The sequence below is a fragment of the Neptunomonas japonica JAMM 1380 genome (genome assembly GCF_016592555.1).
GTDB classification, from domain to species: Bacteria; Pseudomonadota; Gammaproteobacteria; order Pseudomonadales; family Balneatricaceae; genus Neptunomonas; species Neptunomonas japonica_A.
This window is the reverse complement of the sequence record NZ_AP014546.1, coordinates 3,450,414-3,465,550: the sequence shown is the minus strand read 5'-3', so window position 1 is coordinate 3,465,550 and position 15,137 is coordinate 3,450,414. Positions and strand designations below refer to the sequence as shown.

Sequence of the window (15,137 nt, the reverse complement as noted above, 5' to 3'; positions counted from 1 at the left end):
CAGAAAATAAGCTGGCTTTTAGCTGTTAGTTGATTTCTTAGTGTCTTTTTTAGTAGTGCTTTTTTTATCTTTCTTAGATAGCTTCTTCACCACTTTTTTCTCTGAATTTTTAATCTTCTTTTTGGCTGCCTTTTTAGATTCTTTCTTAGTTGTCAAAGCGGCTTTGTTTTTTGCAGAATCAGTCGTCGTTTTTTTAACGACGCTTGATGATGTTTTCTTAGTCGTTTTTTGAGCTGAGTCTTTTAAAGAAGACTTCGGTTTGGCACGGCAGTGGCTTTTTACATTAGCTCCATCAGAGCGTTTGTATCCAGATACCCAGTAACACGAACTATTCTGGTTGCAGGCTGTGTTTGATTGCCCCTTACAGGCTGATGCCGCGAATGCTTGAGATCCTGTTAAAAGGGCAAAAGTGATGATGAGTGTGCGAATGAAGTACTGGAGAGTGAGTGTAGGCATGTTGTTTTTCCTATTAAAGTGATGTGTTTGCGAGTTCCTTCCGCAGAAACATTTAAATCTAAGCTAAATGAACCTCAGTTGAATTAGTTGAACCGCTAGCCTGCGATTAAGCTAGAGGAATGACAGTTTTCTTGCTGCTGCATTGATACAACATTATCAATGGTCGCTCTTTATTATATTAGTTGATAATAAAAAGTTAGGTGGCTTTTTTTATTTTTCCATCTGTAGCATTTGTTACAGAGAGGGAGGCGTATCTGTAATAGCATTCAGGTACTAGCTATTGCAGGAAAGAATCCAGATGAAAATCTTTTATCGATGAAGAAACAAGAAATTGCGGCTAGATTGGGTTCCACAAACGAGGTCGTTGCCAGAGCTTGAGATGAGATGAGAGCATTAGGGGGGGCACTGGGTGAGGAAAGGTTCGCATTATTTGGGTAGATATTCTGGCTGTAAGCTTGTTAGGGTAATGGGCTGGCCAGTATTTTAGGCCGCTGCTTTGTATCACTTCAGCGTTGATGGAAATGTTAGGCACGAGAATAAACTATGAAACCAGTTGATATTGGCAAAGCTTATAATCAAATCACTCACCTGTGGGAGGAGGGTAGTTTTAATAGCAGCAATGGTATTGAACAACATGAACGAGCTATAGCATTTGTAAAAAATAAGGAAAAAGCGCTCGATGTTGGCTGTGGTTGTACTGGGCGCTTTATTGATCTTCTTATAGGTAAGGGCTTCAGCCCAGAAGGTGTTGATGTCTCCGAAGAGATGATTAATTTGGCTTGCAAACGACATGCTGACATAACGTTTTATCAAGAAGATATATGTGAATGGGAGCTGCCTCACAAGTATGACTTTATCAGTGCTTGGGATAGTATTTGGCACATACCGCTTGAGCAGCAAGAAAAGGTACTAACAAAACTGATTTCTGCTCTTAATAGCAACGGAGTGCTGATATTTTCTTGCGGTGGTACAGATGAAAAAGGAGACCACAAAGATGATTTTATGGGGCCTGAAGTATATTACTCATCACTAGGTATTAATGGATTCTTAAAGCTTTTTATTAGTTTAGGTTGTATTTGTAGGCATTTTGAATATGACCAATATCCAGAATTACATGCGTATTTTATCCTGCAAAAGTCATGATGTTCTTTAAATAATTAGTAAAATTTAGATATAAAAAAGCCCCGGTATTATCGGGGCTCAGGTGTTACTTATTTGCCCAGTCGGCGTATGGCCTGTGGGGTAAAGTCTTTGTGTCTGAAGCGCTTGGTGAAGTCAAAACCAATACCTTCTTCATTAGTTAAGCTTCCTGCAAGGTAGCGTCCGGATTGTAAATCATATAGCATTTCAGCGACTGTCCAAGGCACGTTAGCATCTCGGTATTGGAACTCGTGCTCTTCAGCGACGCGCCAAAGCTCACCACGTCCATCGTAATGATCGACAATGGCTGCTTGCCAAGTATCTTCATCAATGTAGAAGGTGCGTTTTGCATAAATATGGCGAGCACCTTCTTTTAAGGTAGCTTCAACTTTCCATACACGATGTAACTCATAACGGGTTAACTCAGGGTTTAGATGTCCGGCCTGTAAGATCTGATTATATTTTAGGCCCCTATCAGCCAGCTTGAAGCTGTTATATGGAATATATAGCTCTTGCTTACCCACTAGATTCCAATCATATCGGTCAGGTGCACCGTTAAACATATCTAGGTTATCGGTGGTGCGCTGTCCATCAGTTGCTGTACCTGGCGCATCATAAGCAACCTGCGGCGCACGTCTTACGCGTCGCTGCCCTGCATTATAAGTCCATGCTTGGCGTGGCTGGGTAATTTGGTTCATTGTTTCATGGACCAATAAGACATTGCCGGTTAAGCGTGAAGGTGCTTCAACTTTTTGCACAAAGTAAAACAAAATGTTGTCATCACTTTTAGGATCGTATGGTTCTGAAAGATAAGTAGGCCAGGCCATTTTTTCATTGATCTTTACCGCTGTGAAACTCCCGTTTGCTTGGACAGGAACTTGCACAAAGGTTCGTTCTAAAGAACCGCCACGAAAGCGTGTCATGTGGTTCCAGATTACTTCTAAGCCGTCACTAGGAATCGGAAAAGGGATAGCTTCAGTAGCCCCTGAAATACCGTTACCTTGTTGAGTTAACTCGGCATCGGTGGCATTTTTCGTGATGCTGCTATAAATGCTCTGTGGTAGTGCTGCTGAGCGGTGGGTCGGGTAAACATTCATTTTGAATGTGTCAGGGTATTTTGCCAGCATTGCTAGCTGCCCAGGTGATAGAGAGTCTTTATACTGGTTTGCGTTGCTTGCTGTGATGGTAAATGATGGTTTTTCATTAGCATATGGGTTGGTGTGGCGATCAGTCGAGGTGCTTAGTCCGCCTGTCCAAGCAGGAATAGTGCCCGCAGCATTACCTGCTTTTTCTGCTCCTATGGGTGTTAAATCTTGGCCGAGACGAGCCGCCTCCTGAGAAGAAACGCCAGCTTGTACAATGCTGCTGATGGAAAGAGCGAGTGCTGATGTGATCAGCAGTGCTTTTGGATGCGATATCATGTGGTTACTCCATAGTCACGCTGATTTATTAAAAGGATACAGAAGTGCTTAGCGAGATAAAGTCTCGATCTGCTAACTCGTTGTAATCACCACCAAAGAAGTTAGTGTAAGAGATCTGTGCTCTGTATCGCTCCAAGTAGTCGGCTTGTAAGCTTAGGTTTATAGACTTCTGTCCTTCATTAAACGCAGCGCCAGGTTGTGGGCCGTAGCCACTGATACCGTGCTTGAAGCTCACTTGTGGCGTTAAGCTAACACCTGAAATGGCATTCGGGTAACTTAACGATGCGCGAGCTACATAGCCAACAGAGTCTTGTGTGACAAAGCCATCATCATCGCTTGGCGTATAGCCAAATACACCACTGCGACCATATTTTAGAGCAGAAGCGCTTTCATCAAAGTCATGGATGTGTGTCCAGCCAAGCTCACCGATCAGTGCTAAACGGCTAGCCCCCATGACGTTGTTGACTGTTTTGATGAGGGTTGTTTGTGCCTGTGTCACATCAAAAGCGGTGTAACCTTGGATCTCTGTGCCTAAACCAGCAGGACCGATGGGAACAACCGTCCCATTAGCTGGGTTACCTGCTGCTGTTCCCAGTGTCAGCATAGAGGCAACTAGCATGGGGCCATTCAACTGAATAGGTACATCACGTTTGTGGCTGATTTCGCCTGACCAAGCTAATTCACCAACATTGGTGTTCCAGCTTACACCCAGCATTTTTATATCTTCTGGATATTCGACAAAATACTCAGATGCGAAGGGGTCGCCATTAGGGGTTTTGACACCACTAATCACAGGCAAACGGCTGTGATATCTGGCAAAGAATAAGCCAAACTCAGTATCATTTAGGTCTTCTGCTAAATAGCGTAATGCAAACCCGAACTGCCCTGAATCTTTGGCATCTCGCTTACCATCACTATTACGGGTTATAACCCTTGTAGAGAGAGCGTTGTAGTATGTGCTGTCGGCAACGCCATTGAGTGCGCCGGCATCGACACGAATACCATTACAGCCTTCTGCGGCAAAGTCGTTTGCAGAAAAATAAGTACCGCAACCATCTTCAACCGTAGGCTCCCAACTAATTTGATAGAAAGCCTCTAGACTTAAGTTGTCGGTTACACCTAAGGATGCAAACGCCATATTAACAGGCAATAAACCTTCTTTTATTTCAGATCCTGGGCGGCGAAATGCGCTAACATCAAATGGGTTGATGACGTTAATGCCACCTTGAATAAAGGTGCTTTCACCCCAGTTGACGACTTGGCGGCCTAAGCGTACATCAAGTGGCATATTGCCTATGTCGAAGTATCCGTAGATGTAGGCATCTAAAATTTCAGCACCGGAAAACTTAGCAAAGTCATTAAAACTATCATCGTTAAGCTGGTCATCAGCGGCATAGCCATTTTCAGTATGACCGTGACCTCGCTTACCGTCTTCTAGTTCGAAGTCTGACCAATATTTACCTCGTACAAAAGCCCCTACATTCTTATAGCTTAATGAAAGCTCGTGTGAGCCTTTGAGGATTTTAGAGAATGTCTCCCCTTGTTTGAAGTTTTGATTTCCGTCATCAAAACTTCCTGAACCTAAACCTCTACCGCCGTTTGGTTCTGAAATTAAGTCAGTATCCGGATCATTGACCCGCCAGCTAGCACCAACCGACAGTTGGGAGTCAATACGTCCCTCGACTTCGCCTAGTTGGAATTCAACACCATAAGCCTGACCTGCAAGGGTGGCTGCTAATAAAGCGGGTAGTATTTTACGGTTTAGTAATTGAGGGTTCAGCAGAGGACCTTTTGTCACTCCGGTGGTATTTATTGCCATTTCGTTCACCTTGCATTGTTATTTTTTTAGCAGCGGCTTATATATGCTAAATCTTATATACCAGTATGGATGCATTTCCTATAAATGCGAATACTAAGTAATCTGAGATAGTCATTTTTTATATCATTTACATGTTGAGCTTAAGCGACATTTTTGCAAGTGTTGCTTGTATTAGAATAATCTACACTGTAACTCAGTACGACAATAACAATTCACGCCAGATTGACTGACAAAAGAAGGCATGACTTAAAGCAGCAGTGCTTTTAGTATCAAAAAATAGTGACAAAAACGATAACAATAAGAGACATATTTTTCAGGGAGCTATCATGGAGCGCAAAATAACGGTGCCAAATGGGTATGTAAAGCACCTGCTTGGACATGCCGAATCACAGGGGTATCAAGTCAGTAGTTTGCTTGAACATGTCGGTATTAGCCCTGATGAAATTGAAGATCAGACTGAGTTCCCCGCACAAAAATTTTGGCAACTTTACCAACGCATTATCTGGATTACTCAAGATGAATCCTTTGGCATGATTAGTGGCGGTAAAGTGCCAAACGGAACATTTAGAATGATGTGCCATGCGATTTTGCATTGCAAAACACTGGAGCGTGTTATGTGGCGCTGTAGTGATTTTTATGAAATTTGCCGAGGTTCTAGAATTAAACCGGTCTTGTTGCGAAGAGGGCGCTATGCAAAGATTTCATTTGCTCCAACGCAAGAGTTGGATAATACGGAGTTTCAGACATTATTAGAAAACGAGCCTCCGCATAGTATTCGTACCTCATTATCTGTTTGGCAACATTTTACTAGTTGGCTTATTGGAACGCGTTTAGAGATAAAGGCCGCCTATTTTAGTTTTCCAGAGCCCGAAGATGCTGATTATTATCGTACCTTATTTCGTTCAGAGATTCGTTTTAACCAACATGCTAACGCGTTGGTTTTTCCTGCACGCTTTCTGGATTACCCGATTGTTCAAACTGAAGATACCTTAAAGGGCTTTTTAAAAACGGCCCCGTTTCAATTACATGTAATGGTGGATGATGATAAGAGTTTAAAATCTCAAGTAATGGCTATCATTGGTAAAGATTTTAGTCGGGATTTGCCCAGTGCGGATGAGGTAGCCCATGTATTACACATGTCTGTATCTACATTACGCAGGCGACTATTGGAAGAAGGTACTTCTTACCAAAAAATTAAGGATGACTGTCGCAAAGAGGGTGCTATCAACTATATGAACTCCCCACAATTGTCTATCAATGATGTGGCGAGTTTAATGGGGTTTGATGAGCCTTCTGCTTTCTTTCGCTCTTTTAAGAAGTGGACACAAATGACACCGGGTGAATATCGTAAGAGTGCCGTTTATTGTCATCAATTTGATAAGAGTTAGTGTAGGTTAGAAACAGTTTTTGTTAGGCGTTTTTGCTTGCTACAGTAAGTTTATTGGTAATACTCATATTTATCATGATCAATTTTGTCAAAGCAATAGGCTGTTATTGTCATTGCTGCTGCTCCTGATCTAAGTGATCATTTCTGCATTCTTAAAGAACAATAATAACCTTGGTTAAATGAAGCAGGGTTCAGGAGTGATCATTATGAGCGAATACCACTTTCCCCGTCAGGATGCCCAATTTGTATTGGACCATATTGTTGAGTTTCCTCTGATATGTGATCGCCTCGGGCAAGAAGAGTTAAATTCGGGTTTGAACGACGCCATTCTTGAGGAAGCAGCGCGTTTAGGTAGTGAAGTATTGGCGCCATTAAATAAAATTGGCGACCAAGCGGGTGCACAAATGGTTGAGTGCGGCGTGCAGGAGGCTGCTGGGTTTAAAGCGGCTTATCAGCAGTTTGTGGAGAATGGTTGGCCATCATTGGCGGGGGATCCTGCATATGGTGGACAGGGGCTACCTAAAACATTATCTACAGCCGTGATGGAGATTTGGCAGTCATCTAATATGGCGTTCTCCTTGTGTCCTTTGTTAACGCAGGGTGCCGTTGAAGCTGTCAGTGAGCATGCAAGTGATGCACTTAAAAAGACTTATCTAGAAAAAATGATAAGCGGTGAATGGACTGCCACTATGAATTTGACCGAGCCTGATGCCGGGTCTGATTTGGCAGCAATTAAAGCAAAAGCAGTTCCAGAAGCTGGAAATTATAAAATTTTTGGGCAGAAGATCTTTATTACCTGGGGTGACCATCAAATGACCGATAATGTGGTGCATTTGGTGTTAGCGAGGTTACCGGATGCACCTGCAGGTGTGCGTGGTATCTCTTTATTTATTGTTCCTAAGTTTTTAGTTAACGCTGATGGCTCATTAGGTGCACGTAATGATGTAAAGGCAGTTTCCTTGGAGCACAAGTTGGGTATCCACGCGAGTCCAACGTGTGTCATGAGTTTTGGCGATAGCGATGGTGCAGTGGGGTACCTAGTAGGAGAGCCTCATACCGGATTAGCTTGTATGTTCACTATGATGAATGATGCGCGACAAGGTGTTGGGCTTCAGGGGCTAGCTGTTTCAGAACGGGCTTATCAGCATGCTTTGGCATATGCAAAAGAACGCCTACAAGGAACGCTACGTGACGGCAGCCGCCTTGCGATTATCAATCACCCTGATGTGCGTCGTATGCTGATGTTAATGAAATCAGGTACACAAGCCATGCGTGCACTAACCTATGTTGCTGCATCTCAAGCTGATAATCTCGAAGTATTAAAAACAACAGGTTCTGTTAGTGATGCGGCTATATGCCAGGCGCGATTAGACCTATATACCCCGATTGTAAAAGGTTGGATAACGGAGTTCGCTCAGGAGCTAACCTCTCTGGGGGTGCAGATTCATGGTGGTATGGGCTTTATTGAAGAAACCGGCGCTGCTCAGCATTTTCGGGATGCTCGTATTTTGCCTATCTATGAGGGCACTACCGGTATTCAGGGGCTGGACCTTGTTGGTCGTAAAACCTTGGCAGATAATGGGCAATCATTATTCGCGTTACTAGATGAAATCAGCTGTGAGCTAGCTTCGCTTGAAGTTGGTGAAATATTCACTCAGGAGCTAAGTAATGCTATTGAAGCTGAACAGTCAGTGCGAGATGGGGTAGACTGGCTGCTTTCCCATAAAGAAGAGGCCCCTGCGATAGGGGTGAACTTGATGATGTCGCTTGGGTACCTATGTGGCGCTTGGCTAATGTTGCGCAGTGCTGGAAAAGCACAGGCACTAAGCGGTAATACAGATACAGATCCACTGTTTTTGGAAAGTAAGCAGGTGAGCGCACGTTTTTATTGTGAACACTTTTTACCGCGTGTGAAAATGCACCTACAAACGATGAAAGCCGGAAGTGCTTCTATGATGGCACTTGAGATAGAACAGTTCTGAGGAGAACGTAAAGATGTCAGAACGCGAATCGATGGAATTTGATGTTGTCATCGTAGGCGCTGGGCCCGCTGGATTATCCGCAGCCTGTCGTTTTATGCAGATGGCAAATGAGCAAGAACAAGAACTCACTGTATGTGTCGTTGAGAAAGGCTCTGAAGTTGGCGCCCATATCCTGTCCGGTGCTGTCGTTGAATCGCGCGCTTTGGATGAACTTTTCCCGGATTGGAAAGAGCGTGGCGCCCCGCTTAATACCGCTGTCACAGACGACGAGCTGTACCTGCTAAAAGATAATGAAAAAGCGACCAAGCTGCCGAATGCTTTTATTCCCAAAACCATGCATAACCACGGTAACTACATTGTTAGCTTGGGTAATCTGACACGCTGGTTAGGTGAGCAAGCAGAACAGCTAGGCGTTGAGATCTTCCCAGGATTTGCTGCATCTGAAGTCCTGTTTAATGACGATGGTAGCGTGAAAGGAATTGCCACCGGCGATATGGGCGTGGCTGAAGATGGTTCTGAAAAAGATGGTTACATGCCTGGCATGGAACTGCACGCTAAATACACCTTGTTTGCTGAAGGTTGTCGTGGCCATCTGGGTAAACAGCTTTACCAAACCTTTGGTTTGGATAAAGACGCGGATGCACAGCATTACGGTATCGGTATTAAAGAGCTGTGGGATATTGATCCTGCCAAGCATAAACCTGGTCTGGTGCTTCATGGCTCGGGCTGGCCGCTAGAAGGCGGCACCAGCGGTGGTTTCTTCCTTTACCATGCTGAAAACAACCAAGTGGTTGCTGGGTTAATTGTTGATCTTAACTATGCGAATCCCTATGTGAGCCCGTTTGATGAGTTCCAACGCCTCAAGCACCACCCGGTACTCAAACAGTATTTAGAAGGGGGTAAGCGTGTTTCTTACGGTGCGCGTGCCATTGCTAAAGGTGGCTTCAATGCCTTGCCCGAGATGACCTTCCCTGGTGGTCTCGTGATCGGTTGTAATGCCGGCACATTGAACTTTGCCAAGATCAAAGGTACTCATACGGCCATGAAGTCCGGCATGATTGCCGCCGAAAGTGTCTTTGAAGCCCTCAAAGCTGGCTGCACGGGTGGTAAACAGCTCGAAAGTTTCAATACGGCCTTTAAGGCCTCGTGGTTGCACGATGAGCTATATCGCTCACGCAACTTTGGCCCAGCCATGCATAAGTTTGGCCCCTACCTCGGTGGTGCGTTCAACTTTATTGACCAGAACATCTTCGGTGGTAAGCTGCCCATTACACTGCGTGATAATCATGAAGATTATGCACAAATGCGTCCGGCCAAAGAGTTCACACCTATCGACTATCCGAAGCCCGATGGTGTGCTGAGCTTTGATAAACTGACGTCGGTATTTCTCTCCAATACCAATCATGAAGAGAATCAGCCGTGCCACTTAGCACTCAAAGACAGCAGTGTACCGTTAGCGAAGAACCTTCCCTTATATGCAGAGCCTGCACAGCGTTATTGCCCGGCAGGGGTTTATGAAGTAGTTGAAGATGAGGCCGGTGAAACCAGCTTCCAGGTCAACTCTCAGAACTGCGTGCATTGTAAAACCTGTGATATTAAAGATCCGTCTCAGAATATCACTTGGGTGACGCCTGAAGGCGGTGGCGGTCCTAACTATCCTAATATGTAAGGTCGAATATATAAGTTCAGATATGTCGATATTGCATATACAGATCTAGCATTAGCTTTAAAGCACCTTCGGGTGCTTTTTTTATGTAAGCGGGATGGTTTGGATGTAGAGTTTGTCTATTTACTAGAACGCTGCGGCAATGGATGATTTATCACCTGTGAAGTATTACTATGCGCTCATTGTTTAGACCTTAGTCGAGTTATTGTTTTTGTGTAGGAGTAATGTGTGGATATAGCTGTTTATCTCAATGCGATGATTGCGCTGTTTGTTATTATTGATCCGATTGGCGCGGCGCTTATTTTCCACTCGCTAGTCCCTGTCGACGATATGCGCCATCGCGTCAAAATGGCGATAAAAGCAGCAGTTATCTCTTCGACGCTTTTAATACTGTTTGGTAACTTTGGTGAGCCTCTGTTGCATAAGCTGGGAATTAGTATCGATGCATTACGTATTTCGGGTGGGATTTTGTTGTTCTATACAGCCTTTCATATGATTACCAAAGATACAGAGCACACCAGTACCACCGAAAGAAAAGATATTGCGGTGTTTCCGATGTCTATTCCTATGTTGGCGGGACCCGGTTCTTTAACGCTAGCGATTCTTCTGTTTTCAAAAGCATCTGATTACCAAGGTACGTTATCTATCACCCTGGCTATTTTGACCATCAGCTTGGGTACATTGGTGATGATGATACTGTCCCGCTATGTTAAGAAAATCATTGGCCGGACGGGTGATGATATCTTGCGCCGCTTTCTTGGTGTGGTACTCGCTGCATTAGCGATACAGTTTATACATGACGGTATTATCAATATGGCACACGTATAAATTTACGCTGACGCTGGCTGAGTAATACGCGTTTCTGCCCCATCAACTGGGCTGTCGGGAACTAGCTGAGCCAGTATTAGCGAGATACCTGCCATAGTGGCACCTGCATAGAATACAATTGAGGGTGATATTAACCATAGCAACCCGAAGCTAGCAGGTATGATGACAGCTGCAATATGATTAATAGTGAACGAGACGCCAGCCGTAGGTGCAATATCTTCTGGTGATGCTATCTTCTGAAAGTAGGTCTTAATGGCAATCGCCATGGCAAAAAATAGATGGTCGATAATATACAGCGTAGCTCCCCAGAGGGCGCTGTCGACCAGTGCGTAAGCACTAAATACGCCGATTAATCCGATATATTCAAATGTTAAGGCGCGTCTTTCTCCCCAGTGAGCAATCAGTTTGCCAATAAGAGGGGCTAACACAATGTTGATGGCCATATTAGCCAAAAACATGAGTGTGATTTCTGCAGCGCTAAAGCCGAATTTTTCTACCATCAAAAAGCCGGCAAAAACAACGAAAATTTGTCGACGGGCTCCGCTCATAAATACTAATGCGTAGTAAAGCCAATAACGTTGTTTTAAGAATAGCTTTTTACGCTGTTCTACTTTTTCTGGAAAATGAGGGAAAAAACCCCAAGCGACCATTGCTAATAGAAAAGTAATGCCACCACCGACTAAGTAAATCCAGACCATGGATAAGCCAAAGTACTCTAGCCCGATATAGACAATGCCATAGGCTGTTAGCGCGCAAGCAGAACCCATTGCAATGAGCTTGCCCATGATTTTAGGGGCCTCTTCCTTGGTGAGCCATTGTAGTTGCAGTGACTGGTTTACCGTTTCAAAATAGTGAAAGCCAACAGACATAAGAACGGTGGTAAAACACAGTCCCATAAAGCTAGGTAATAAACCGGTTAATGCTGTGCCTAGGCCTAGTAAAGCGAGTGCAACAACGGCCAGTGTTTGCTCTTTGATGATCAGTAGTAAAAAAATTACGGCAAATGAGAGGAACCCAGGAACCTCACGCACACTTTGCAGGATGCCCATGTCCGAGCCGTCAAACTGTGCATACTCAATTGAGAAGTTGTTGATAAGCGCCATCCATGTGCCCATGGAGAAAGGCATAGCAGCCGCCATCACAAACAGTAATACAGTTGGTTTTCGCCATCTCGGCTGGTGGTCTTGTGCATCCATAGATAAAGTCCTGCAGGTTCATTTTATAACTTTAGCGCGTTATACCTGAGGAGGGTAGTTGGATTATGGGAACAGCGGGGCCGTTAAATGCAACGAAGTGCTATAAAAAAACCAGTCAGCAGGGCTAACTGGTAAAAGAGGTAGCTAGTCATGGTGCTGACTAGCTTTCTACAAATGCTCGCTCTATAACGTAATGACCCAAATCGTTACGGCGGTGCTCAGAAAATCCCATCTTATCTAGCAGCGTGCAAGTATCTTTCAGCATGCTCGGGCTCCCGCAGATCATAAATCGGTCTGTGTCTGGGTTAAGCGCAGGTAAACCAAGATCTTTGGATAGCTTTCCAGTTGCCATCAAGTCTGTCAGGCGTCCATTATTACGATATTTTTCACGTGTAACCGTAGGATAGTACATCAGCTTTTCGCTGATAAGCTCACCCAAATATTCATTTTTTGGCAGTTCATTAACAATCATGTCCGCATAGGCGAGTTCAGACTTGAAGCGGACTCCGTGGGTTAGAATGACCTTATCGTAAGCTTCGTAGATTTCAGGGTCTTTGATAATGCTCATGAAAGGCGCAAGCCCTGTGCCTGTGCTGATGAGGTACAAATGCTTACCTGGCAATAAGTGATCGTTGATCAGCGTGCCTGTTGGTTTTTTGCTGATCAAAATATTATCGCCTACTTTTATCTGTTGTAGCTTGGATGTAAGAGGGCCGTCTTGTACTTTTATGCTAAAGAACTCTAGTTCTTCTTCGTGGTTGGCGCTAGCAATGCTGTAGGCACGCATCAGAGGGCGTCCTTCGTGTTCTAGGCCTATCATAGTGAAGTAACCATTCTTAAAACGAAAACCAGCATCACGGGTAGTTTTAAAGCTGAAAAGCGTGTCGTTCCAGTGGTGTACGCTGGTGACCTGTTCCTGACCGATTGATGACATGTGTATATCTCTCTGTGTTTTAAGTATATTGGCACTAAGCACTTTTTGTTCTAAGTGCGGTTAAATATTGTTGATAATGATATAAGAGAGTAGGTTATCGGTAAAGCGGGATATTTATATATATATAATCGGAAATATCGATAATGAAGTACTCACTGCGTCAATTGGAAGTTTTTTTAGCGGTAGCTCATCACAGTAATATTACACGTGCGGCGGCTAGCCTTTCTATGTCGCAATCAGCTGCAAGCAGTGCATTAAGAGATCTCGAGGATCATTTTGACATACAGCTCTTTGATAGAGTCGGTAAGCGACTGCAGATTAATGAGTTGGGACGTTTGGTACGTCCTCGGGTAGAGGCATTACTTGAACGTGCCAGAAGCCTTGAAAACGAACTAAAACAGCATCAAACACCGGGCCATCTTAAATTAGGAGCGACGCTCACTATCGGTAATTACCTAGCCGTTGAGCTAATGGCTGCTTATATGTCTAACCACCGTGGTCGGAAAGTAACTTTAGATGTGGCGAATACATCAGCGATCGTAGAGAAAGTAGCTAACTATGAATTGGATATTGGTTTAATTGAAGGGGAGTCCAATGATGCTAACTTGGAATTTATTCCCTGGCTTGAAGATGAGCTTGTCGTCTTTTGTTCTCCAACGCATCCATTAGCACAGAAGTCGGTATTATCCGATCAAGACTTGCAGAGTGCTGGTTGGATTTTGCGAGAGCAGGGATCCGGTACCCGCCAGACATTCGATTGGGCAATGCGTGGGTTGCTGCCCAGCCTAAATGTGTTGTTGGAGTTACAGCATACAGAAGCGATTAAGCGCTCAGTAAAAGCTGGCGTCGGGATATCTTGTCTATCGCGTATTACGTTACGAGAATCTTTTGAAAATAACAGTTTGGTTGAGCTAAATGTAGCGGGCCGAGATATGCATCGGCAGTTTTATCTGGTGTTGCATAAACAAAAGTTTAGAAGTGCGGGTATCAGGTATTGGTTACAGATGTGTATGAATCGTAATCAATTTAGAGAGTAGCTGCTCAATAACTAATCAAAATAGAGGAAAAAGCGGCTTTTTTTACATTTTATGTGAAAACATACAATAAGATGCTTGACACTTTTTCTCAACACTATAGAATCTGCGCCCATCCAAGAGGAGGGGTGGCTGAGTGGTCGAAAGCACCGGTCTTGAAAACCGACGAGTCGCGAGGCTCCCAGGGTTCGAATCCCTGCCCCTCCGCCATTGGATACTGAAGTTCCTCGATAGCTCAGTTGGTAGAGCAGTAGACTGTTAATCTATTGGTCGCTGGTTCGAGTCCAGCTCGAGGAGCCACTTCAGAGGGGCGTTAGCTCAGTTGGTAGAGCAGTTGGCTTTTAACCAATTGGTCATAGGTTCAAATCCTATACGCCCCACCAATTTTTACAGATCTACCTCAGGACGGGGCGTTAGCTCAGTTGGTAGAGCAGTTGGCTTTTAACCAATTGGTCATAGGTTCAAATCCTATACGCCCCACCATCCTGGTGTGATTTGTAACATATCTTAAAACCCTTCTTTATTGCTCAACTACACTTTTTTTTGTTATCCCCCTATTTCTAACGTTTTCTTCGTTATTTGTTGCTTCTGCTTCGCTTTATGTAACCTGTATTAGTTTCGATTTAGCTGGCTGCTTCCTAAGAGGAGCTTTGCTCTGTGTTAGTATTCATCTAAAACGAACAGTGAAAGAAGGCTCATTACCTTTTTGCGCGTTGATAGTATGTAAAATATGGTTACAACGTTATGAAAACGAATTTAATTACGCGTGAAGGCTATGAGGCTCTGCAAAAAGAGCTGAAGTACCTGTGGCTTGAGTATCGTCCTGAAATAACCAAAAAAGTCACGTGGGCTGCTAGCTTAGGGGATCGTAGTGAAAATGCAGATTATCAATATAACAAGAAAATTTTACGGGAAATTGATAGGCGAGTTAGATACGTTAGAAAATGCCTTGACCAGCTAAAAATTGTTGATTATTCACCCCAGCAGGATGGCAAAATATTTTTTGGTGCTTGGGTTGAAATTGCCAATGAAGATGATGAAATAAAGAAAATCCGAATCGTGGGAGGTGACGAGATCTATGGTCGCAATGACTATATCTCGATTGATTCGCCTATGGCGAGAGCTTTACTCAAAAAGGGGGTCGATGATGAAGTCGTTGTTCGCACCCCGAAGGGAGAAAAGCTTTGGTTTGTGAACAGTATTTCGTATCTTGAGCACTCTAGTTGAATGAGTGCATTAGTCCTATTTTTCTCGTGTATATGACAGTACTTAGG

Annotated in this window: 12 protein-coding genes and 4 tRNA genes; 11 read left to right on the top strand and 5 right to left on the bottom strand. The window is 44.0% G+C overall.

Annotation, left to right across the window (positions count from 1 at the left end):
- Positions 1-18 precede the first annotated feature (18 nt).
- Positions 19-456 (bottom strand): hypothetical protein, encoded by a 438-nt coding sequence (locus NEJAP_RS16320; RefSeq protein ID WP_201348218.1) that lies wholly within the window; start codon positions 454-456, stop codon positions 19-21.
- Positions 457-999: 543 nt separating this feature from the next.
- On the opposite strand from NEJAP_RS16320, the gene NEJAP_RS16315 reads away from it, so the two are divergent.
- A complete protein-coding gene (locus NEJAP_RS16315) occupies positions 1,000-1,599 on the top strand; it encodes a class I SAM-dependent methyltransferase (protein ID WP_201348217.1) in 600 nt (199 codons plus the stop codon).
- Positions 1,600-1,667: 68 nt separating this feature from the next.
- Here NEJAP_RS16315 and NEJAP_RS16310 read toward each other — a convergent pair whose 3' ends face one another.
- Together NEJAP_RS16310 and NEJAP_RS16305 are read right to left on the bottom strand one after the other, a co-directional pair.
- A complete protein-coding gene (locus NEJAP_RS16310; RefSeq protein ID WP_201348216.1) occupies positions 1,668-3,017 on the bottom strand; it encodes a DUF1329 domain-containing protein in 1,350 nt (449 codons plus the stop codon).
- Between the two features lie 28 nt (positions 3,018-3,045).
- Positions 3,046-4,836: a DUF1302 domain-containing protein gene (locus tag NEJAP_RS16305; RefSeq protein ID WP_201348215.1), complete on the bottom strand. Its 1,791-nt coding sequence runs from the start codon at positions 4,834-4,836 to the stop codon at positions 3,046-3,048.
- Positions 4,837-5,162: 326 nt separating this feature from the next.
- Between NEJAP_RS16305 and NEJAP_RS16300 the strand changes: the two genes are divergently transcribed.
- The 4 genes from NEJAP_RS16300 (at position 5,163) to NEJAP_RS16285 (ending at position 10,699) form a co-directional block, all read left to right on the top strand.
- Positions 5,163-6,224 carry an AraC family transcriptional regulator gene (locus tag NEJAP_RS16300; RefSeq protein ID WP_201348214.1) on the top strand — a complete coding sequence of 354 codons (1,062 nt, stop codon included), beginning with the start codon at positions 5,163-5,165 and terminating at the stop codon, positions 6,222-6,224.
- Between the two features lie 205 nt (positions 6,225-6,429).
- The gene (locus tag NEJAP_RS16295) at positions 6,430-8,205 is read left to right on the top strand and encodes an acyl-CoA dehydrogenase (protein WP_201348213.1); all 1,776 of its coding nucleotides are present in this window, start codon (positions 6,430-6,432) and stop codon (positions 8,203-8,205) included.
- 13 nt (positions 8,206-8,218) lie between these two features.
- Complete coding sequence (locus tag NEJAP_RS16290; RefSeq protein WP_201348212.1) at positions 8,219-9,874, top strand: electron transfer flavoprotein-ubiquinone oxidoreductase; 1,656 nt, start codon at positions 8,219-8,221, stop codon at positions 9,872-9,874.
- Between the two features lie 225 nt (positions 9,875-10,099).
- A complete protein-coding gene (locus tag NEJAP_RS16285; protein WP_236590972.1) occupies positions 10,100-10,699 on the top strand; it encodes a MarC family protein in 600 nt (199 codons plus the stop codon).
- 2 nt (positions 10,700-10,701) lie between these two features.
- On the opposite strand, the gene NEJAP_RS16280 is transcribed toward NEJAP_RS16285, so the two are convergent.
- Positions 10,702-11,895, bottom strand: coding sequence for an MFS transporter (locus NEJAP_RS16280; protein ID WP_201348211.1), 1,194 nt, complete (start codon positions 11,893-11,895; stop codon positions 10,702-10,704).
- A gap of 160 nt (positions 11,896-12,055) precedes the next feature.
- On the bottom strand, positions 12,056-12,829 hold the full coding sequence (locus NEJAP_RS16275; protein ID WP_201348210.1) for a ferredoxin--NADP reductase: 774 nt from the start codon (positions 12,827-12,829) through the stop codon (positions 12,056-12,058).
- A gap of 143 nt (positions 12,830-12,972) precedes the next feature.
- Between NEJAP_RS16275 and NEJAP_RS16270 the strand changes: the two genes are divergently transcribed.
- The 6 genes from NEJAP_RS16270 (at position 12,973) to greB (ending at position 15,090) form a co-directional block, all read left to right on the top strand.
- The gene (locus NEJAP_RS16270; RefSeq protein WP_201348209.1) at positions 12,973-13,866 is read left to right on the top strand and encodes a LysR family transcriptional regulator; all 894 of its coding nucleotides are present in this window, start codon (positions 12,973-12,975) and stop codon (positions 13,864-13,866) included.
- A gap of 119 nt (positions 13,867-13,985) precedes the next feature.
- A tRNA-Ser gene (locus NEJAP_RS16265) sits at positions 13,986-14,073 on the top strand.
- Between the two features lie 14 nt (positions 14,074-14,087).
- Positions 14,088-14,163, top strand: a tRNA-Asn gene (locus NEJAP_RS16260).
- Between the two features lie 7 nt (positions 14,164-14,170).
- A tRNA-Lys gene (locus NEJAP_RS16255) sits at positions 14,171-14,246 on the top strand.
- Positions 14,247-14,270: 24 nt separating this feature from the next.
- Positions 14,271-14,346: transfer RNA gene (locus tag NEJAP_RS16250), tRNA-Lys, on the top strand.
- A 261-nt stretch (positions 14,347-14,607) separates the two neighbouring features.
- Complete coding sequence (greB, locus tag NEJAP_RS16245; protein WP_201348208.1) at positions 14,608-15,090, top strand: transcription elongation factor GreB; 483 nt, start codon at positions 14,608-14,610, stop codon at positions 15,088-15,090.
- Positions 15,091-15,137 lie beyond the last annotated feature (47 nt).

Bases quoted from the DNA above. Each gene is read 5' to 3' on its own strand.
- NEJAP_RS16290 (WP_201348212.1), top strand. From the start codon at position 8,219: ATGTCAGAACGCGAATCGATGGAATTTGATGTTGTCATCGTAGGCGCT.
- NEJAP_RS16295 (WP_201348213.1), top strand. From the start codon at position 6,430: ATGAGCGAATACCACTTTCCCCGTCAGGATGCCCAATTTGTATTGGAC.
- NEJAP_RS16320 (WP_201348218.1), bottom strand. From the start codon at position 456: ATGCCTACACTCACTCTCCAGTACTTCATTCGCACACTCATCATCACT.
- greB (WP_201348208.1), top strand. From the start codon at position 14,608: ATGAAAACGAATTTAATTACGCGTGAAGGCTATGAGGCTCTGCAAAAA.
- NEJAP_RS16305 (WP_201348215.1), bottom strand. From the start codon at position 4,836: ATGGCAATAAATACCACCGGAGTGACAAAAGGTCCTCTGCTGAACCCT.
- NEJAP_RS16275 (WP_201348210.1), bottom strand. From the start codon at position 12,829: ATGTCATCAATCGGTCAGGAACAGGTCACCAGCGTACACCACTGGAAC.
- NEJAP_RS16280 (WP_201348211.1), bottom strand. From the start codon at position 11,895: ATGGATGCACAAGACCACCAGCCGAGATGGCGAAAACCAACTGTATTA.
- NEJAP_RS16300 (WP_201348214.1), top strand. From the start codon at position 5,163: ATGGAGCGCAAAATAACGGTGCCAAATGGGTATGTAAAGCACCTGCTT.
- NEJAP_RS16270 (WP_201348209.1), top strand. From the start codon at position 12,973: ATGAAGTACTCACTGCGTCAATTGGAAGTTTTTTTAGCGGTAGCTCAT.
- NEJAP_RS16310 (WP_201348216.1), bottom strand. From the start codon at position 3,017: ATGATATCGCATCCAAAAGCACTGCTGATCACATCAGCACTCGCTCTT.
- NEJAP_RS16315 (WP_201348217.1), top strand. From the start codon at position 1,000: ATGAAACCAGTTGATATTGGCAAAGCTTATAATCAAATCACTCACCTG.